Here is an 18308-nt window from a genome sequence, read left to right as displayed (position 1 = left end):
AGAAATAAGCGCTTTCGAATTATCGAATCTTAGCGCGATGGCTAGGATGGGCGCATTGACTTCGATCCCTTTGCGGAGAACGCCATGGCCATCGCCATTTTTGCAACCATCCAGCCCCACCCCGAACACCGTGAAGCCACCGAGCAGGCTCTGCGCCTGATGGTCGAGCACACTCGCGCCGAGCCCGGCAACCTGCGTTACGACCTGTTCATCCGCGAGGGCCAGGTGCTGGCCTTCGACCTGTTTGAGCTGTATGTCGACGAGGCGGCAGTCGAGGCCCATCGCAGCAGTGCCCATTACCAGGCCTACCGCGCCAGCACCGCCGAATGGCTGGCCGCGCCGACCCAGGTGCAGCTCGCCCGTCCGCTGGATATCGCGCCGTTCAACTGATCAGGAGATTGCCATGAACAGGATTGCCCCCATCGCCCTGGCCCTGGCCGGCGTGCTGCTGGCCGGCCAGGCCGTCGCTGAATCGAAGGGCGAGGTGCTGGTGTTGCTGTCCAGCGAAAACCAGCTGCCGCTCAAGGACGGCAAGTCGTACCCCTCCGGCTACTACCTCAACGAATTCGGCGTGCCGGCCGACCAGTTGCTCAAGGCGGGTTACACGCTGGTGCTGGTGACGCCCAAGGGCAATGCTCCCAGCGTTGACGAGCGTTCAGTGGACCCGCTGTACTTTGGCGGTGACGCTGGCGAAATGCAGCGTATCGGCAAGGTCGTGGAGGGCCTGCCGGGTATTCACGACACGCTGTCGGTGAAAGAGGTGCTGGCAGGTGATCTGGACCGTTATGCCGGGATCTTCATTCCCGGTGGGCACGCGCCGCTGATCGACCTGGCCAACAACCCGGACGTCGGCACCTTGCTGCGGCACTTCCATCAGGCCGGCAAACCGACCGCCGCCATCTGCCATGGGCCAATCACGCTGCTGTCAGCCCAGCAGGACCCGGTCGCCTACCGTGCCGCGCTGGCCCGTGGTGATTCACCGGCGGCCAGTGACTGGGCCTACCAGGGCTACCGCATGACGATCTTCTCCGACCCCGAGGAACAGGTCTTCGAAGGTTCGCTCAAGCCCCAGCGCTTGCAGTTCTACCCGGCCAAGGCCATGGCCGGCGCGGGCGGTTCGATGAGTTATGCCCAGGCCTGGAAGCCCCATGTGGTGGTCGATCGCGAGTTGATCACCGGGCAGAATCCGTTCTCCGACAAGGCGCTGGCCAAGGCGTTGCTGGAGCGGCTGGAGGCTGCCTCGCGCTAGGTACCAGCCCTTTCGAGACGTTGATAATTGCCGCTCAGCGTTTGCTCGGCCGGGTCAGGCCGTCCACCACCAGCACTGCCGCGCCGGCCATGATGGCGATGTCGGCCAGGTTGAACACGCCGGTGTGCAGCGTGCCGATGTTGAGCACCAGGTAGTCGACCACGTGGCCATCGCGAAAGACCCGGTCGATCAGGTTGGACAGCCCGCCCACGGCGATGAACCAGGCCGCGCTGGCCTTCACCGGCGCCGATTGCCAGTGGCGCCAAGCCCAGACCATGGCCCAGCCGCACACCACGCCGACGGCGACCACGAACACCAGTTGCTTGAGCCATGGCGCGAGCCCGGCGCCGAGGCTGAGAAACGCGCCGGGGTTGAGGCTCAGGGCCAGGTCCAGCCAGACGCTCTGGTTGCCATAGACATAGCTGTGGTTGTTCAGGGCGACCAGGGCGATGAGCTTCACCCACTGGTCGAGAATGATGAAGGCGATGCCCAGGGTCAGGACGAGGGTACGGCTGGAAAACATGCTGGCGGTTCCTTGAGTGCACGAGTGCGGCTGCCGGGCAAGCCGGCAGCGCGGCGAAGATAGCGCAGGCGGGGCCAGACTGAAAGCCTGGGCCGGCGCAACCCGGGCCCGGGCACCCATTCAGAGGGGGGTGGGCGGTGTTCGAGGCGGTAGGCTTCAGGCGGTGCAGGCGGGCGACGTAGAGGCTGCTCGACTTGACCCTGGAGGCGCCTGCGCCGGCCTCTTCGCGGGCAAGCCCGCTCCCACAGGTTCAGTGCTCGACACAAGGCGTGCGCGGTCCCACAGGTTCAGTGCTTGGCGCAAGGCGTGCGCGGTGCCACAGGTTCAGTGCTTGGCACAAGGCGTGCGCGGTCCCTGTGGGAGCGGGCTTGCCCGCGAATAGGCCAGGCCTGGAAAAGCAGAAGGGGCGCCAAGCGGCGCCCCTTCTGCTTACTGCGATGACTCAGGCTTCAGCGTCCCACGGACGATCGCCTTTCTCATCCTTGACGCGGGTCGGCAGGCCCATCACGTCCAGCGCCTTGAGGAACGGCTCGGCTGGCAGTTCCTCGACGTTGACCATGCGTCCGGCATCCCACTGGCCACGGGCGACCAGCAGCGCCGCCGCCACCGGCGGCACGCCAGCGGTGTAGGAGATGCCCTGGCTGTCGGTCTCGGCGTAGGCCTCTTCGTGGTCGGCCACGTTGTAGATGAACACTTCGCGCGGCTGACCGTCCTTGGTGCCCTTGACCAGGTCACCGATGCAGGTCTTGCCGGTGTAGCCCGGGGCCAGCGAGGCTGGGTCCGGCAGCACGGCCTTGACCACTTTCAGCGGCACCACTTCCAGGCCTTCGGCGGTCTTCACCGGTTGCTCGGAGAGCAGGCCAAGGTTTTTCAGGACGGTGAACACGTTGATGTAGTGTTCGCCGAAGCTCATCCAGAAGCGCACGTTCGGCACGTTCAGGTTCTTCGAGATCGAGTGCACTTCATCATGGCCGGTCAGGTACAGGTTCTGCGAACCCACCACCGGCAGGTCGTCGGTACGCTTGACCTCGAACATGCTGTTGCTGGTCCACTGGCTGTTCTGCCAGCTCCACACTTGCCCGGTGAACTCGCGGAAGTTGATTTCCGGGTCGAAGTTGGTGGCGAAGTACTTGCCGTGGGACCCGGCATTGACGTCGAGGATGTCGATCGAATCAATGCGGTCGAAATACTGCTGCTGCGCGAGTTTCGCGTAGCTGTTCACCACACCCGGGTCGAAGCCGACACCGAGAATGGCGGTAATGTTCTTCTGCTGGCATTCCTCGAGGTGTTTCCACTCGTAGTTGCCATACCAGGGCGGGGTTTCGCAGATCTTGCCCGGTTCTTCGTGAATCGCGGTGTCCAGGTAGGCGACACCGGTATCGATGCAGGCACGCAGCACCGACATGTTGAGGAAGGCGGAACCAACGTTGATCACGATCTGCGATTGAGTCTCGCGGATCAGTGCCTTGGTCGCCTCGACATCGAGGGCATTGAGCGCGAAGGCCTGGATGTCGGCGGGTACCTTGAGGCTACCCTTGGCCTTGACGCTGTCGATGATGGCCTGGCATTTGGAGATGTTCCGTGACGCAATCGCAATACGACCGAGTTCGTCGTTATGCTGTGCGCACTTGTGGGCCACCACCTTGGCGACACCTCCTGCACCAATGATAAGAACGTTCTTCTTCAATTTACCTGTTGCTCCTTACTTCAAAGGGCCTGTCCGTCAGGACAGGCTGGAAACGTAGTCGTCGAAGCCGAACTCGCGCACCACCTCGACGCTGCCGTCGAGCTGCTTGACCACGATGGACGGCATCTTCAGACCGTTGAACCAGTTTTTCTTGACCATGGTGTAGCCAGCGGTGTCGACGAACGACAGGCGATCACCAATTTGCAGCGGTTTGTCGAACTGATACTCGCCGAAGATATCGCCGGCCAGGCACGACTTGCCGCAGACCATGTAGGTGTGCGCGCCATCGTTGGGGGCCATCTTGGCGTTGAGGCGGTAGATCAGCAGGTCGAGCAGGTGCGCTTCGATCGAGCTGTCGACCACGGCCAGGTGCTTGCCGTTGTACAGGGTGTCGAGCACGGTCACTTCCAGCGAGGCGCTGTTGGTGATGGCCGCTTCGCCTGGTTCCAGGTACACCTGCACGCCGTACTTCTCGGCGAAGCCCTTGAGGCGGGCGCAGAAGGCGTCCACGGCGTAGTCTTCGCCGGTGAAGTGGATGCCGCCACCCAGGCTGACCCACTCGACCTTGTGCAGCAGGTGGCCGAAGCGTTCTTCGATGTGCGACAGCATCTTGTCGAACAGGCTGAAGTCACCGTTCTCGCAGTTGTTGTGGAACATGAAGCCGGAGATCTTCTCGATCACCTTCTCGATCTTTTCGGGGTCCCATTCACCGAGGCGGCTGAACGGGCGTGCCGGGTCGGCCAGCAGGTAGTCGGAGCTGCTCACCTGCGGGTTGACGCGCAGGCCGCGAACCTTGCCTTCGGACTGCTCGGCGAAGCGCTCGAGCTGGCCGATGGAGTTGAAGATGATCTTGTCGCAGTTCTCCAGCATCTCTTCGACTTCATCGTCGGCCCAGGCCACGCTGTAGGCGTGGGTTTCGCCGGCGAACTTCTGGCGGCCGAGCTTGAGCTCGAACAGCGAGGAGGAGGTGGTGCCGTCCATGTACTGCTGCATCAGGTCGAACACCGACCAGGTGGCGAAGCACTTGAGGGCGAGCAGGGCCTTGGCCCCGGACTGCTGGCGCACATAGGCAATCTTTTCCATGTTGCCCAGCAGTTTCTGTTTGTCGATGAGGTAGTAAGGCGTCTTGATCATTTAAAGGCCCCCGGCCTGGCCAGCCAAAAAAAGGACACGCATTGTGCCTTCACTTGTCGCGCTACGAAAGGGCGCGGGGCGCTTTTCGTCCGAGTTGCCGGCGCACGCTCAGTTGAACAGGAAAATGTGACCATCCGAAGCGGCGCCGTGGTGAGGTGCCGCTTGGCTGGGTCATGTCGCAGGCGCCGGCTGGCCGGCGAACACCGACATGGCCGGCGCCTAGCGGGACGCGGTCAGCTCAGCAGGTCTTCGTAGAAGGCGCCGTAAGGCAGTTCGGGGTGGGCGATCTGGATTTCCAGGATCCACAACCCCGCGCTGGGTTGCCCGTCAAAATCGCCCAGGTTGCCACCGCGATAGATGGCGTGGGGGAAGTCGCTGACGCGGTGGCCCTTGATATCCATGTTGAGCCGCCAGCCCATCTGCTGGGCGCGCTCGGCGGCGAAGCGGTAGAGTTCCACGCCGTTCACCCGCTGTGAGCGCCAATGAGCTTCGACCGCTTCGAACAGTGTCTTGGCGGCCTGCGCGCAGGCATGCATTTGCGGATCTTCGCCGGTGACGAAGGTGGCACCGGCATCTCCCTCATGGCCTTCGAAGACCACGCCCATGTCGATGAAATAAATGTCGTGCTCCCCCAGCAGCGGATCCCCCTCGGAACGCTCCTTGAAGGTTTTCAGCGTATTGCTGCCGAAGCGGATATGGGTGGGGTGCCAGATCCGTTGCATGCCCAGTTCCTCCAGCACGCTTTGGCCCAAGGCTCGTGCTTCTGACTCGCGCATGCCGGGGCCGATGCCCTGAGCGATGCGCTCAACGGCCTGCCAGGTCATGCGCTGGGCATGCTTCATCAGTTCCAGCTGATAGGGTGCGCCCACAGCTTCCTTTGCAGTGTTGGCGGCAGTCATGCCGGTACTCCTCATCGGGTGTCTATCGTTATGGTTATGTTAATACAGCGATAAGCTTCGCCGCCTCGACCTCTGGGCGCACGCCACGCAGGAACAGATCGGCCAGGGCCTGGGTCGACGCCCGCGTCGGCTTCAGCCGTGCCGAACTGCCGGGCGCCTCGCCAAAGCGGAAACTGGCCAGGGGCGTGGACCAGAGAAACAGTAGCAGGTGCTCCGGCGCAGTCCGGGCAATCAGGCCTTGTTCCATCCACTGCGCCAGGCACGCCAGGTTCTGCCGGGTGCTCTGGCGCAGGGCCTCGCTGCGCTCGACAGGCAGGCGTTGCCCGCCGTGGAGCATCTCCTTGAGCCAGACCCGCGTGGCATGGGGGTGGCGGCGGGCCACCTCGGCCTTGGCCTTGAAGTAATGGGGCAGGGCCTGTTGTGGATGCGCCTCGGGCGCCAGGCTGCGGGCTGCGCGCAGCAAGGGCTCCATCACCAGGTCCAGCACGGCGCTGTAGAGCTGCTGCTTGTTGCGAAAGTAATAGAACACATTGGCCCTGGGCAGGCCGGCGCGGTTGGCGATGGCATCGACCCGGGCGGCGGCGAAGCCGTGAAGGGCGAACTCCTCGCTGGCGGCAGCAAGGATCAGTTGCAGGTTGCGGTCACGGATACTGGGCATGGCTAAGGCAGGATGTCTGGTTCGCTATATTGAAAAGTATATAGCGTTAGCGGTCCTGCCTGCCATCGGTGTTCCGTGCCGGGGCGGAGTCAGGCTAGCTGTTCGCGCCAGGCGCGGATCTGCTCCAGGGTCGCCGTCGCGCCTCCGCAGACGATCACCAGCACATTTGCGTAGGGGGCGAGCACTTCCGGGTGCTGGAGCAACGCCAGCGCGGCGCCGCAGGCCGGTTCCACCAGTAGTCGCTGGTCGAGCAGCAGGCGCTCGCAGGCATCCAGCGCCTCGCGGTCGCTGACCAGGTGGCTGTGCACGGTATGGGTGCGGCAGCAGGCCAGCGCCTGCTCGGCCACCCGCTTGGCCCCCAGCGAGGTCGCCACCGATTGGATGCCGGGCAGTTCCACGGTATGCCCGGCCTCGATGGCCGCGTGCAGCGAAGCTGCGCCCTCGGTTTCCACCGCCAGCACCGGAACGTCGTGCCAGCCATTGCGCTGCAGACCTTCGACCACGCCGCTGAGCAGCCCGCCGCCACCGACCGAGAGCACCACCGCGTCGGGCTTGACGCCTGCCGCCGCCACTTCGTCGATCATGCTGGCATGGCCGGCCCACAACAGTGGATCGTCGAAAGGATGGATGAACGCATCGTTCGGCCCCAGCAGCGTTTGGGCGTGGGCGTTGGCCTCTTGCCAGGAACTGCCATGCACCACCACGCTGGCGTCTTCCTGGCGCAACAACTCCTTGGCCCGCTCGGTGGTGGTTTCGGGCACCACCACCGTGACTGGCAACCCCAGCTTGCGCCCGGCATAGGCCACCGCCAGGCCGGCGTTGCCGCCTGAAGACGAGACGAAATGCCGCGCGCCACGGCCCTGGTGTATTTCACAGGCGTGGCCGACCCCACGCAGCTTGAACGAGCCGCAGGGCTGCAGGGCCTCGAGCTTGAGCCACACCGGGCGCCCGGCAGTGCGCGACAGGGGGCGGGACTCGATCAGCGGGGTATGGATATGCAATGGCATGGGAGCTCCTGAGGTCAGTCGCGGGCAGCTGGCGTGTGTTCGCCACGCAGCTGCTCCAGGTAGTTGTAGACGGTGTAGCGGGTGACGCCGAGGGCTTCGGCGGCCTTCTTCACGCCGCCCTTGACGATGAACAGGCCGCGTTCCTGCATGACCCGCACGGCCTCGACCTTGGCCTGTTTGCTCAGCCGGCCCTGGCCGCTGTGGAGCAGCGCGTCCTGGATGATCTCGGTCATCAGTACCGCCATGTCGGCGGGCTCGGCATTGCTGGGCGTGGCACAGGCCGCGCCCAGCGGCTGGAAGTGCTGGAGGAAGGCCATGGCCGCGTCGAGGCCGGTGACGTCGCTGTTCACGCACAGGCTGGCGAAGGGGTGGCCGGTACTGTCGCGGAAAATCGCCGTGGCGCTGCGCAGGGTGCGGCCCTTGAGAGTGGTGGGGTAGTCGGGCAATACCACTGGGTCACAGCCGCGCTGCTCGACCGTGGCGCGCATCAGTGCCTTGAAGCCTTGGTCTTGTTCAGGGGCGGCGAGGATCGGGCTGCCGACCCGGCGGCCGGAGAGATGGCCATTGACGATGGCCACCACGGAGTGTTCCGGGTGGTCGAGGTCGTGCAGGAGGATTTCTAGGTTGTTGGGCGCGACGCTGCCCAGGGCCTGGAGGGTGGCCTTGAGGACGGTAAGGGTGAGCTGGCGTTCGTGAAGGGGATCGGAAGGGGGCATGGAGGCTCGCCAAATTCAATATTGTGTTGAATTTTACACAATTGGTTGAATTTGGCGAGCGCTGTTCAAGCGTTTCGTGGGGCGTGGATCAGCCCAGTTTTGGCGTGCGCGGCGGGATCATGCGACGCGACCCGGTCGACTCGAACGCGGCGGCGAATTTCAACAGATTGTTGTCGCTGTAGGCCTTGCCGGCAAAGGTCAGCCCCACAGGCATGCCGATATCGGCCATCACGCCCATCGGCACGGTGACGGTCGGTACGCCCAGATGGCGGATCGCCAGGTTGCCGTTGGCCACCCAGATGCCGTTGCTCCAGGCGATGTCCGCCGATTCGGGGTTGATGTCGGCGTCCGCCGGGCCGACATCGGCCACGGTGGGGAACAGCACGGCGTCCAGCCCCTGGGCGTCCATCCAGTCTTCCAGGTCGAGCTTGCGGGTGGCTTCCAGGCCGCGCAGGCCGTCGGGCACGGTGGCGATCTGGTCCCAGGTCTTCAGGCCGCGCTTGGCCATGTTGACGTATTCATCCATGCCAGCGGCCAGGTCATCCTCACGGTTGGGCAGGGTGCCCGGGTCGTGGGGGAAGATCTGCGGCCCGTCGACATCGGCCAGGCGGTTGAGCTTGGGGTCGTCGTTGGCGCGCAGGAAGTCGTCGAAGGCCCAGCCGGACAGTTCCCACAGCTCGTCATGGAGGAATTCCTTGCTGACCATGCCGCGGTTGAACACGGTCGGCGCGCCGGGGCGGTCGCCTTCGCAGTTGGAAACCAGTGGGAAGTCGGTCTCGACCACCTCGGCGCCAGCGGCTTCCAGGGCCTGGCGGGCCTGCTGCCACAATGCGATCACGCTGGCACGGGTGTTGATGCGTTGGCCGGTGGGGCCGCCGATACCCGGCTTTTCCGAGGTGCCGGCTTCGGCATCGGCGTTGATGTACATGCGCGGCACGGCGAAGCGCTTGCCCTTGAGCGACCCGGCATCCGCGGCCAGGTCGAGGTAGGAAGCCGGGCGCACGCTCGAGGCGGCCGGGATCGGCACCCATGGCTGCAGGCGCCACAGATCACCACGCTTGTCGGCGTCGTCGGCGACCACCACGTCGAGAATTTCCAGCAGGTCGGCCATGGTCCGGGCGTAGGGTACGACCACGTCCATGGTCGGCGTCAGCGGCCAGTTGCCGCGTACCGAGATCACTCCGCGCGATGGGGTGTAGGCGCACAGGCCGTTGTTCGAAGCCGGGCCGCGGCCGCTGGACCAGGTTTCCTCGGCCAGGCCGAAGGCGCTGAAGCTGGCGGCGGTGGCGGTGCCGGCGCCGTTGGACGAGCCCGAGGCGAACGGCGCGGTCAGGTAGTTGGCGTTGTACGGGCTTTCGGCGCGGCCATAGACGCCGCGCTGCATGCCGCCGTTGGCCATGGGCGGCATGTTGGTCTTGCCCAGGCAGATGGCGCCACCGGCGCGCAGGCGCTCGACGGTGAAGGCATCGCGCTGGGCGACCAGGTCCTTGAACGCCGGGCTGCCGGAGGCGGCGGTCAGGCCCTTGACCAGGTAGCTGTCCTTGGCGGTGTAGGGGATGCCGTCCAGCGGGCCGAGCGTTTGGCCACGGGCGCGACGGGCGTCGGAGGCTTCGGCCTCTTTCAGGGCTTCAGGGTTGCGCACCACCACGGCGTTGAGCGCGGTGGCGGTGTCCTGGCCATCATAGGCGTCGATGCGTGCCAGGTAGGCCTTGACCAGTTCGACGGCGGTCGTGCGGCCGGACTCGAGCGCGTCGCGCAGCTCGGCAATGGAAACCTCGGTTACCTCGATCATGCTGTCACCACAGTTGTGCAGGTGGAAAAATCATGGCGGCGAGTGTAGCAAGAAGGTCCCGAGGGGCGCAGGCATGCAGTGGGGAAATGCTTCGTTGCAGCGCGGCATTCTGGCCGCGCGGCCTTGTCGGTCCGAAGCCTCGGCAAGGCCGCTCCAGGCTCAGTCCAGGTCTGTGGCTGAATGACGCTCTGGCACCTGGCTGGCTTCGTCGCCCCAGGTGCGGTTGACCCGGGTGCCGCGCTGCACGGCTGGGCGTTGGGCAATGAGTTCGGCCCAGCGTTGCACATGGCGGTATTCATCCACCGCGAGGAACTCGGCGGCGCCGTACAGGTTGCCGCGCACCAGCTGGCCATACCAGGGCCAGACGGCGATGTCGGCGATGCTGTATTCGTCGCCGCCCAGGTAGGTGCTTTCGGCCAGGCGTCGGTCGAGCACATCGAGCTGGCGCTTGGCTTCCATGGTGAAACGGTTGATGGCGTATTCGAATTTCTCTGGCGCATACACATAGAAATGGCCGAAACCGCCGCCCAGGTAGGGCGCCGAGCCCATCTGCCAGAACAGCCAGTTCAGGCTCTCGGTACGCGCGGCCGGGGCCTTGGGCAGGAAGGCGCCGAACTTCTCGGCCAGGTACAGCAGGATCGAGCCGGACTCGAATACCCGCACCGGCGGTTCGACGCTGTTGTCGAGCAGGGCGGGGATCTTCGAGTTCGGGTTGATCCCGACGAAGCCGCTGCCGAACTGATCGCCGTCGCCGATGCGGATCAACCAGGCGTCGTACTCGGCGCCGACGTGCCCGAGGGCGAGCAGTTCCTCCAGGAGGATGGTGACCTTGACGCCGTTGGGCGTGGCCAGCGAGTAGAGCTGCAGTGGCTGTTTGCCGACCGGCAGCGGCTTGTCGTGGGTGGGGCCGGCGACCGGACGGTTGATGCTGGCGAACTGGCCTCCGGAGGGGGCCTGGTGGGTCCAGACCTTGGGCGGAATGTACTCGGGCTTGCTCATGCGCGGAATCTCCTGGTAGGCGGAATGCGGCCAAGTAAAGGCGTGGACCTGCATTCATGCCATGGGTTCGGCGCGGGGGACAAATGCAATCGATGCATAACGGATATCGAACGGCGAGGATTTACAGGTGGCATCAGCTGTGAAAGCAATCCCGCCAAGCGCTCGAGGCATCTGTTAAAGCTAGCGCGGTCGCTGTGGGAGCGGCTTCAGCCGCGAACACCGGCATAGCCGGTGCCAGGCACCGCGTCGCTTGCTTCGCGGGTAAACCCGCTCCCACAGGTGTGGTGCATGCCATGAAACCAGCGCGGTCGCTGTGGGAGCGGCTTCAGCCGCGAACACCGGCGCAGCCGGTGCCAGGCACCGCGTCGCTTGGTTCGCGGGTAAACCCGCTCCCACAGGTGTGGTGCATGCCTTGAGGTCGGCGCGGTCGCTGTGGGAGCGGCTTCAGCCGCGAACACCGGCAAAGCCGGTGCCAGGCACCGCGTCGCTTGGTTCGCGGGTAAGCCCGCTCCCACAGGTGTGGTGCATGCCATGAAACCGGCGCAGCCGGTGCCAGGCACCGCGTCGCTTGGTTCGCGGGTAAACCCGCTCCCACAGGTGTAGCGCATGGCTTGATGCCGGCGCGGTCCCTGTGGGAGCGGCTTCAGCCGCGAACACCGGCGTAGCCGGTGCCAGGCACCGCGTCGCTTGGTTCGCGGGTAAGCCCGCTCCCACAGGTGTGGTGCATGCCATGAAACCGGCGCGGTTGCTGTGGGAGCGGCTTCAGCCGCGAACACCGGCGTAGCTGGTGCCAGGTTTGCCTGCAATATCGCATGGCGAGGGTTCGAGGCCGTGGCCTTAGAAGCTGTAGTCCAGCGTGGCGAAATACGACCGCGGCGCGCCCAGCAACCATTGCTCGCCGCTGTAGCTGGACTGGGCGTACTGGCGGTCGAACAGATTGTTCAGTTGCAGGCCCAGGCGCACATCGGGCAGCACTTGCCAGCCGAGGTTGGCGTCGACCACGGTGTAGCCCGGTACCTGGGCGTCGTTGGCGGCACTGGTGTAGCGTGCGTCCACATAGCGCAGGCCGATGCCGGCGTCGACCGCCTGGCCGAAGCCTTTGCTCAACCACAGGTTGGCGGTTCGGTGCGGGACATCTTGCGGGCGATTGCCGGCTCGGTCGTAGACAACGCCACCGCTGCGTTGCAGGAAATCATCGTACTTGGCCCGCACCAACGCGGCGTTGGCCGACACCTGCCACTGGTTGCCCAATGCCAATTCCAGGCTCGCTTCGAGCCCATCGGAAGTCTGCTGGCCGGCTTGCTGGCTGCGCTTGGAGACCACGTCATAGACCGGCAACTTCTTCTTGACGATGTGGTACGCCGCCAGCGTCCACTCGCCACGTCCGTCCCAGAAGCGCTGTTTCAAGCCCAGTTCGGTCTGCTTGGCTTCGGTCAGTTCCAGGCGGTCTTCCGGTCGCAGGGTCAGCAGGTCGCCGACGCCGTCCTCGCTGGTGGAGTACTGGCCGTACAACGACAGATCGTCGGTGGCCGCGAACACCAGCCCAGCGCGCCAGTTACCGCCGCGCAGGCTGCGGTCGTTGCGGGTGCCGTCGACGAGGTTGTCGCGATCGATATGGTTCTGGTCGCGGCGCACGCCGGTCACCAACGACAGGCGCTCGGTGAGTTGCGTTCGGTTTTCGGCGAAAAGCGCAAAGGTGCTGGTTTTGGACAGCATCTGCGGGCGCAGCGGCGAGCCACTGTGGAAACCGCCGGGGGTGGGCTGCCAAGGGTCGAGTGGGTCACTGCCGTCGTCGTTGTAGGGCGAGTTGCTGTCGACATTGAAGCGAATCTTGTTGTACTCCGCCCCGACCACGGTCTTGCTGGCCAGGCCGAACAGCGCGTGATCGAAGGTGAAGCTCTGGCGGTCGCCGATCTGTTCCTGGTTGTGCTTGATTTCCAGGAAGCTGGCGCGCCCGACCAACCCGCTGTCGGCATCCCAGGCGTACTCCTCGGCATTGCGCCAGTGGCGGCGGCTCTTGATGTAGTACAGCTGGTTGCTGGCGCTGAGGCTGTCGTTGATCTGCCAGTCGCTGTTCAGCCGCGTCCACTCGTCGTGGTAGCGCTGCTGGTCGTTGCTGACGTTGTAGTTCTTCTTGCGCAGGCTGCCGCGCAGGTGGCCGTCGATCAGTGGGGTGCCGTAGTAGTTGGCCGGCTGCGCGTCGCCGCGCTCGTGGGACAAGGTGAAGCTCAGGTCGTCGGTGGCGTCGAAACGCAGCGCGGCCGACAGCGCCAGGCTGCGCGAGTCGGTGCGGTCGACCCAGCCGTTGCTGGCCTGCTGGTTGAGGGTGAGCCGGTAGCTCAGGCGTTCGCTCAGGCTGCCACCGCTGTCCAGGCCCAGCTGCTGGCGGTCCCAGGAACCGTAGCCCAGGCGCAGGTGGTTGCGGATGTCGCCGTCGAAAGGCTTTTTCGGGATCACGTTGACCACCGCGCCAGTGGCGCCTTCGCCATATAGCACCGAAGCCGGGCCGCGGATTACATCGATGCGCTCGACCATCCACGGGTCGACCGGGTAGGTCAGGGTGCCGGCGCCGGCGTACAGGCGCGAGCCATCGAACAGGGTCATCACCGAGCTCTGGCCGCTGAAGCCGCGGGCCGACAGGCCGGTGCCACCGTCGCCCGGCGTGCCGATGAAGGTGATGCCCGGTGAGCGGGTCACGGCATCCTGCACGGTCTGGTTGTTGCGCCCGAGGATCTGCGCTTCGCTCAGCGTGCTGGTGCTGGCCGGTGTTTCCAGGGCGCTGAGGTTCAGGCGCGAGCCGGCCTGGGTTGGGGTGGCCAGGTCGACCACCTGCGGGTCGCGGTTGTCGGTGATCGCCGTGGAGGGCAGGGTGAGGCTACCGGGCTGTTCATCGGCCAGGGCCGGGATCGAGACGGCGAGGCACGCCGCCAGGGTGTGAAGCTTGTTGAATCGGGACATGTCGTTCCACTGCTGCAGGAATGAATGGATCCCGGTGGAAGAACACGCAAAGGCGAACCGCGTAGGCAGGCGCGCACGCGGATACCGGCCTGCGCCCGCCCACCGCGGGTTGCCAAGTGAAGCCTCAGGCCGGTCTCCGGGCTTGCGAGGGTCGTGAAGCCTTCACCTTCCCATGCCGAGGCACAGTGGTCTGTCGAAGGGTTCGCTCGCTTACCGTTGCGGGGGCAGCGCCGGACTTGTCGTGGGGACGACTCACCGGCTTCCCGTTTCACCTTGCGCGCGGCGGCGCAGGGCACCTGAAACTGGCGCGCATCTGACCATCGAAGCGCCAGGGAGTCAATCGTTTGAGTGAATGGCGCCTCTGTGACTCATACCATGCGCTGCCCCTGTGGCAGCGGATTGATCGGGGCGTCGAACCGCCACGAAGCAGGCAATGCGGTGCCATGTGCTGTGTCGATCAGCGACCGCGCCGACGCGACACCCGCGCCTCGATGTTCTTGCGGCCAATCAGCAGTGGCGGTTTTTCCACCACCGGTTCGTCGGCCAGCCACTTGTACATCACCAGGCAGTCCACCAGGCCCAGTTCGGCATGGCGATAGGCCTTGGGCAAGCGCCCGACGGTGTCGAAGCCAAGCTTGTGCCACAGCGCCACGGCCACTTCGTTGGTCGCCACCACCGAGTTGAACTGCAGGGCCAGGAAGCCCTCCTGGCGGGCGAGTTTCTGCGAGTGCTCGCACATCAACCGGGCCACGCCGCGACCTCGGGCAGATTCGCCGACCATGTAGCCGCAGTTGCCCACATGCGCGCCGGGGCCGCCGGCATTGGCCTTGAGAAAGTACGAGCCGAGCAGTTCGCCGTCTTCCTCGGCCACCAGCGTGCGCAGCGGTGTTTCCAGCCACAGCGCGCGGGCGCGCTCGAGGTCGAGCCCGGGGTCGAAGGCGTAGGTCTGGCGGGCCTGGACAATGGCCTGGAAGGTGGGCCAGAAGCGTTGGAAATCTTCCGGGGTCATGGGGCGGATCTGGATCATGGCGGTTCCTGCGGGTACTGAGCCGCTCAGTCTGGGCGGCGCGGCGCCGCCGCGCAAGGGCGGCGACGCCTGGCCGGGTCAGGCGCCGGACTTGCCCACGGCATCCAGGGCCCGGGCCGAGTAGACCAGCGCGGCGCCAGCGTTCATCGCCACCGCCACGCCCAGGGCCTCGGCGATTTCCTCGCGGGTGGCGCCGTGCTTGACCGCCTGCTGCGAATGCACGGCGATGCAGCCGTCGCAGCGGGTGGTGACAGCCACGGCCAGGGAGATCAGTTCGCGGGTCTTGGCATCGAGGTGGTTGGTCTTGGCGCCGGCACCGCTGGCGGTCATGTAACCGGCCACGGTATCGGGAGAAAGGTGCTTGAGATCGCCGATGCCGGCCATCAACTGCTTACGGTAGGCGTCCCAGTCCATCATGCTCATCGTGTTCACCTTGTCAGGTTGGCAACAGGAGCTTTCAGGCTAGTCGAAAGTGGGCTGTTCGGGAGGCGGGACAGGGGCGACGCGAAGGTCGCCGGCAAGGCCGGCTCCTACGCGCGGGTAGGAGCCGGTTTGCGCAGGGCGATCAGATGTAGATGAAGACCAGTACCAGCGCCGCGACCACGGCCCACTTTTCCAGGTAGTAGCGGGTGCGGTTGCGCTTTTTCATGGCCTTGCCGCGTTCACGAATCTTGTAGATGCGGGTGAACAGGCGGTTGATGCCGCCGGTCTTGTCGCTGGCGTCGTTGGGCGCGGCGGCGGCGGCCATGACGTTGCGGCTGAACCAGCGGTTGAAGGCGCTCGCCCAGCGGTACTTGAGCGGGCGCTCGACGTCGCAGAACAGGATGATGCGGTTGTGCTCGGTGGTGTTGGCCGCGTAGTGGATGTAGGTCTCGTCGAACACCACGCCTTCGCCGTCGCGCCAGGAGTACTTCTCTCCGTCGACGTCGATGTAGCAGCCGTCATCGTTGGGGGTATCCAGGCCCAGGTGGTAGCGGTAGGAGCCGGCGTATGGGTCGCGGTGGCGCACCAGCTTGGCGCCTGGCGGCAGGGTAGCGAACATCGCCGCCTTGACCGAGCCGATGCCTTGCAGCAGTTCAGTGGTGCGCGGGCACAGGGTCATCGCCGAAGGGTGGCTCTCGCCGTACCACTTCAGGTAGAAGCGCTTCCAGCCGGTCTTGAAGAACGAGTTGAAGCCGACATCGTCGTAGTTGTCGGATTTCTTGATTTCACCGGCTTGCAGCAGCTGTTGGCCTTCGGCGCGGATTTCCTGCCAGTGGTCCTGCAGCACCTTCAGCTCGGGGAACGCTTCCACGGGCAGGTACGGTTTGGCCGGGTGCTTGGAGAACAGGTAGAGGAAGGCGTTGACCGGCGCCAGGAAGCTGGAGTGGTCGCCCAGCTGGCGGGTCAGTTTGTGGCGAACCCGACCGCGCAGGTGAACATAGGCGATCGAGAGTACGAAGATCAGTACGAGTGCAATTTTCATGGACGTTTACTTGTCGAAAAATGGCCATGCGCCATGGCGTAAGCCCGCCAGCATAAACAATCGTGGGCCGGGTTTGTACCTATTGTTACGACAAATCCACACGACTTAGGTGGGATGGCCTACGGGTTGCGTAAACGATTCAACAGCCCTTGCAGGCTTTTCCCATGGCCAGGGCGCTACACTCGACCCTTCGATCCGCAGCCAAGGAGCAGGACATGGTCCAGGACACACGCCCGAGCGGGGCGCCCTTCAAACGCCTGTTCTTCGCCTTGCCGGTCGTAGATGCCCAGTGCCGGGCCCTGGCGCAATGGCGGCGGAGCTTGAGCCTGCGCAGCGGCAGGCCGGTGCCGGCGGAGAACTTCCATGTCACCCTGGTGTCTCTGGGCGATGTCGATGCGGGGCAGGTCTCGTCGATCTGCGCCGCGGTCGACCGGTTGACACTGCCGCAGGCGCCACTGCGGCTGGTGCTGGACCGCATGCAGGTGTGGCCGCGTGCCGATGCGCTGGTGCTGGAGCCCGAGCAGGCGCCCGTCGCCTTGCGTCAGTTGGTGTATGCCCTGCACCAGGCGTTGTTGCCGCTCGGTATCGCGGCGCCGACCCGCGAGTACCGGCCACACCTGACCCTGTCGCGGGATTTTCGCGGCCAGTTGCCGGAAGCCGGTGAGGCACCGGAGTTCTTCCTGACGGCGCGGCACTTCACCCTGTACGAGTCGCGCAAGGGCCGCTACTGGCCCTTGGCCGAGTGGCCCCTGGCGCAGTGAAAGCGGCGGCTGATATCCAGCCCGTCGAGGAAGTCTTCGTCATGGGAAATCACCAGTAGCGCATTGGGGTAGTGGGCGAGCACCTCCAGCACGTGGCGACGGGTACGCAGGTCGAGATTGTTGGTCGGCTCGTCGAGGATCAGCAACTGCGGCGGACGCGCCGCGATGCAGGCCAGCGCCAGGCGTGCCTTCTCGCCACCGGACAACGCCTGCACCGGGGTGTGCACCGCGTGCGCCTGGCGAAACAGAAAGCTCGCCAGGTGCGCGCGCAGTTGTTCCTGTGACCAGGTAGGCACGTGCCGGGCCAAGGCTTCGAGGACGCTGGCGTTGGCCGGCAGGGTGGCATAGTGCTGGTCGAGGTAGCCGATGGTGTCGGGGGCCGGTGTCAGCCACTCGCCCAGGCGCCACACGGCGGGGTCGCCGAGCACGGCCCGGGCCAGGGTCGATTTGCCGCTGCCGTTGGCACCGGTCAGGGCCAGGCGTTCGCCACCGGCCAACTGCAGGTCTATGCCGCTGAGCACCGCCATGTCGCCGTGGCCGATGCTGCCATTGCGCACCTGGACCAGCAGCCGCGACGATTGCGCGGTCGCCGGCAGGTGGAAATGCGGAACGATCACGGGCTCCGGGCGCAACTCGGCCAGTTGCCCGCTCAGTTCGCGCTGCTGTTGCAGGATCTGCCCCTGCTTGCGACCAGCGGTGGTGTTGCCGCGGCCCAGTTTGGTCGGCGAACGCACGGTCGCCCACTTGCGGTTTTCGATGGATTTCGCCCCGCGTTTGCGGGCGTTGGCGGCCCGCGCCTGCTCTTGCATCAGTGCGTCGTGGCTGTCATCGCGGGCGCGCCGCAGTTCGGCGATGCGTTTGCTGAGCCCGGCGCGTTGCTGCTCGCGTTCGGCCATATAGTTTGCGTAGCTGCCGGTGAAGACCTCCAGGTGGCCCTGGTGCAAGTGCCACAGGGTGTCGCAGGTCTGGTTCATCAGCGCGACGTCATGGCTGACCAGCACCAGGGTACCGGGGAAATGCTCGAGCATGCGTGACAGCGAGCGACGGTTGTCGGCGTCCAGGTGGTTGGTCGGTTCGTCGAGCAGCAGCAGGTCAGGCCCCAGGGCCAGGGCCTGGCTCAGCGCCTGGTTGACCCGCTGGCCGCCGCTGAGCGACGACTCGGCGTCCAGCACTTGCGGCACATGGCCGATGCGCAGGCCACCGTGGCGTTCGATGCGGCCCTCGCTGGGCGCCAGGCTGCCGTGCAGCAGGCGCAGCAAGGACGACTTGCCGCTGCCGTTGTCACCGATGATGGCGATACGTTGCCCCCATTCGACACGGGCATCGATGGCACTGAAACAGGGCATGCCGGCGTGGTGGAGGCTGATGCCGTGCAGTTCGATCATGGCCATGGGCGCGCGGGCCTCCTTGCCCGAGTGATGAAAGTTGCGACC

General features: G+C 65.3%; 17 protein-coding genes and 1 riboswitch. Of the genes, 3 read left to right on the top strand and 14 right to left on the bottom strand.

Annotated elements, in window-relative coordinates:
• The first annotated feature begins 84 nt into the window (after nt 1-84).
• Together HU772_RS15060 and HU772_RS15055 are read left to right on the top strand one after the other, a co-directional pair.
• On the top strand, nt 85-390 hold the full coding sequence (locus HU772_RS15060) for a putative quinol monooxygenase (RefSeq protein ID WP_186659763.1): 306 nt from the start codon (nt 85-87) through the stop codon (nt 388-390).
• 13 nt (nt 391-403) lie between these two features.
• Entirely contained in the window at nt 404-1249 is an 846-nt protein-coding gene (locus HU772_RS15055) for a type 1 glutamine amidotransferase domain-containing protein (RefSeq protein ID WP_186659764.1), read from the top strand.
• A 34-nt stretch (nt 1250-1283) separates the two neighbouring features.
• Here HU772_RS15055 and lspA read toward each other — a convergent pair whose 3' ends face one another.
• The 13 genes from lspA to lpxO all read right to left on the bottom strand — a co-directional run bounded on the left by lspA (nt 1284) and on the right by lpxO (nt 16114).
• Nucleotides 1284-1772 carry a signal peptidase II gene (gene lspA / locus HU772_RS15050; protein ID WP_186659765.1) on the bottom strand — a complete coding sequence of 163 codons (489 nt, stop codon included), beginning with the start codon at nt 1770-1772 and terminating at the stop codon, nt 1284-1286.
• A 442-nt stretch (nt 1773-2214) separates the two neighbouring features.
• Nucleotides 2215-3459: a saccharopine dehydrogenase family protein gene (locus tag HU772_RS15045; RefSeq protein WP_186659766.1), complete on the bottom strand. Its 1245-nt coding sequence runs from the start codon at nt 3457-3459 to the stop codon at nt 2215-2217.
• Between the two features lie 36 nt (nt 3460-3495).
• Entirely contained in the window at nt 3496-4593 is a 1098-nt protein-coding gene (nspC, locus tag HU772_RS15040; RefSeq protein ID WP_186659767.1) for a carboxynorspermidine decarboxylase, read from the bottom strand.
• A 233-nt stretch (nt 4594-4826) separates the two neighbouring features.
• On the bottom strand, nt 4827-5492 hold the full coding sequence (locus HU772_RS15035) for a M24 family metallopeptidase (RefSeq protein WP_186659768.1): 666 nt from the start codon (nt 5490-5492) through the stop codon (nt 4827-4829).
• 34 nt (nt 5493-5526) lie between these two features.
• Entirely contained in the window at nt 5527-6150 is a 624-nt protein-coding gene (locus HU772_RS15030) for a TetR/AcrR family transcriptional regulator (RefSeq protein WP_186659769.1), read from the bottom strand.
• An 89-nt stretch (nt 6151-6239) separates the two neighbouring features.
• Entirely contained in the window at nt 6240-7157 is a 918-nt protein-coding gene (locus tag HU772_RS15025) for a pyridoxal-phosphate dependent enzyme (RefSeq protein WP_186659770.1), read from the bottom strand.
• A gap of 14 nt (nt 7158-7171) precedes the next feature.
• Nucleotides 7172-7873, bottom strand: coding sequence for a helix-turn-helix transcriptional regulator (locus HU772_RS15020; RefSeq protein WP_186659772.1), 702 nt, complete (start codon nt 7871-7873; stop codon nt 7172-7174).
• Between the two features lie 88 nt (nt 7874-7961).
• Nucleotides 7962-9665, bottom strand: coding sequence for an amidase (locus HU772_RS15015; RefSeq protein ID WP_186659774.1), 1704 nt, complete (start codon nt 9663-9665; stop codon nt 7962-7964).
• A gap of 159 nt (nt 9666-9824) precedes the next feature.
• Nucleotides 9825-10664, bottom strand: a complete 840-nt coding sequence (gene yghU, locus HU772_RS15010) for a glutathione-dependent disulfide-bond oxidoreductase (RefSeq protein ID WP_186659776.1) — start codon at nt 10662-10664, stop codon at nt 9825-9827.
• Nucleotides 10665-11501: 837 nt separating this feature from the next.
• The gene (locus tag HU772_RS15005; protein WP_186662048.1) at nt 11502-13622 is read right to left on the bottom strand and encodes a TonB-dependent receptor; all 2121 of its coding nucleotides are present in this window, start codon (nt 13620-13622) and stop codon (nt 11502-11504) included.
• 110 nt (nt 13623-13732) lie between these two features.
• Nucleotides 13733-13937: riboswitch (cobalamin riboswitch) on the bottom strand.
• 142 nt (nt 13938-14079) lie between these two features.
• The gene (locus tag HU772_RS15000; protein WP_186662049.1) at nt 14080-14649 is read right to left on the bottom strand and encodes a GNAT family N-acetyltransferase; all 570 of its coding nucleotides are present in this window, start codon (nt 14647-14649) and stop codon (nt 14080-14082) included.
• Between the two features lie 78 nt (nt 14650-14727).
• Nucleotides 14728-15072, bottom strand: coding sequence for a carboxymuconolactone decarboxylase family protein (locus tag HU772_RS14995; protein ID WP_186662050.1), 345 nt, complete (start codon nt 15070-15072; stop codon nt 14728-14730).
• 142 nt (nt 15073-15214) lie between these two features.
• Nucleotides 15215-16114 carry a lipid A hydroxylase LpxO gene (lpxO, locus tag HU772_RS14990; protein WP_186662051.1) on the bottom strand — a complete coding sequence of 300 codons (900 nt, stop codon included), beginning with the start codon at nt 16112-16114 and terminating at the stop codon, nt 15215-15217.
• Between the two features lie 215 nt (nt 16115-16329).
• Here lpxO and thpR point away from each other — a divergent pair, with 215 nt between their 5' ends.
• Complete coding sequence (gene thpR / locus HU772_RS14985) at nt 16330-16875, top strand: RNA 2',3'-cyclic phosphodiesterase (protein WP_186662052.1); 546 nt, start codon at nt 16330-16332, stop codon at nt 16873-16875.
• On the opposite strand, the gene HU772_RS14980 is transcribed toward thpR, so the two are convergent.
• The gene (locus HU772_RS14980; RefSeq protein WP_186662053.1) at nt 16839-18266 is read right to left on the bottom strand and encodes an ABC-F family ATP-binding cassette domain-containing protein; all 1428 of its coding nucleotides are present in this window, start codon (nt 18264-18266) and stop codon (nt 16839-16841) included. The two genes, thpR and HU772_RS14980, sit on opposite strands and share 37 nt — an antisense overlap.
• Between the last annotated feature and the right edge of the window lie 42 nt (nt 18267-18308).

It is taken from the genome of Pseudomonas xantholysinigenes (genome assembly GCF_014268885.2).
Classification (GTDB): Bacteria; Pseudomonadota; Gammaproteobacteria; order Pseudomonadales; family Pseudomonadaceae; genus Aquipseudomonas; species Aquipseudomonas xantholysinigenes.
Note: the sequence above shows the minus strand (reverse complement) of the source record. Positions and strands in the feature narration are given on the sequence as shown.

Bases quoted from the DNA above. Each gene is read 5' to 3' on its own strand.
- HU772_RS15060 (WP_186659763.1), top strand. From the start codon at position 85: ATGGCCATCGCCATTTTTGCAACCATCCAGCCCCACCCCGAACACCGT.
- HU772_RS15055 (WP_186659764.1), top strand. From the start codon at position 404: ATGAACAGGATTGCCCCCATCGCCCTGGCCCTGGCCGGCGTGCTGCTG.
- lspA (WP_186659765.1), bottom strand. From the start codon at position 1,772: ATGTTTTCCAGCCGTACCCTCGTCCTGACCCTGGGCATCGCCTTCATC.
- nspC (WP_186659767.1), bottom strand. From the start codon at position 4,593: ATGATCAAGACGCCTTACTACCTCATCGACAAACAGAAACTGCTGGGC.
- HU772_RS15035 (WP_186659768.1), bottom strand. From the start codon at position 5,492: ATGACTGCCGCCAACACTGCAAAGGAAGCTGTGGGCGCACCCTATCAG.
- HU772_RS15030 (WP_186659769.1), bottom strand. From the start codon at position 6,150: ATGCCCAGTATCCGTGACCGCAACCTGCAACTGATCCTTGCTGCCGCC.
- HU772_RS15025 (WP_186659770.1), bottom strand. From the start codon at position 7,157: ATGCCATTGCATATCCATACCCCGCTGATCGAGTCCCGCCCCCTGTCG.
- HU772_RS15020 (WP_186659772.1), bottom strand. From the start codon at position 7,873: ATGCCCCCTTCCGATCCCCTTCACGAACGCCAGCTCACCCTTACCGTC.
- HU772_RS15015 (WP_186659774.1), bottom strand. From the start codon at position 9,665: ATGATCGAGGTAACCGAGGTTTCCATTGCCGAGCTGCGCGACGCGCTC.
- yghU (WP_186659776.1), bottom strand. From the start codon at position 10,664: ATGAGCAAGCCCGAGTACATTCCGCCCAAGGTCTGGACCCACCAGGCC.
- HU772_RS15005 (WP_186662048.1), bottom strand. From the start codon at position 13,622: ATGTCCCGATTCAACAAGCTTCACACCCTGGCGGCGTGCCTCGCCGTC.
- HU772_RS15000 (WP_186662049.1), bottom strand. From the start codon at position 14,649: ATGATCCAGATCCGCCCCATGACCCCGGAAGATTTCCAACGCTTCTGG.
- HU772_RS14995 (WP_186662050.1), bottom strand. From the start codon at position 15,072: ATGAGCATGATGGACTGGGACGCCTACCGTAAGCAGTTGATGGCCGGC.
- lpxO (WP_186662051.1), bottom strand. From the start codon at position 16,114: ATGAAAATTGCACTCGTACTGATCTTCGTACTCTCGATCGCCTATGTT.
- thpR (WP_186662052.1), top strand. From the start codon at position 16,330: ATGGTCCAGGACACACGCCCGAGCGGGGCGCCCTTCAAACGCCTGTTC.
- HU772_RS14980 (WP_186662053.1), bottom strand. From the start codon at position 18,266: ATGGCCATGATCGAACTGCACGGCATCAGCCTCCACCACGCCGGCATG.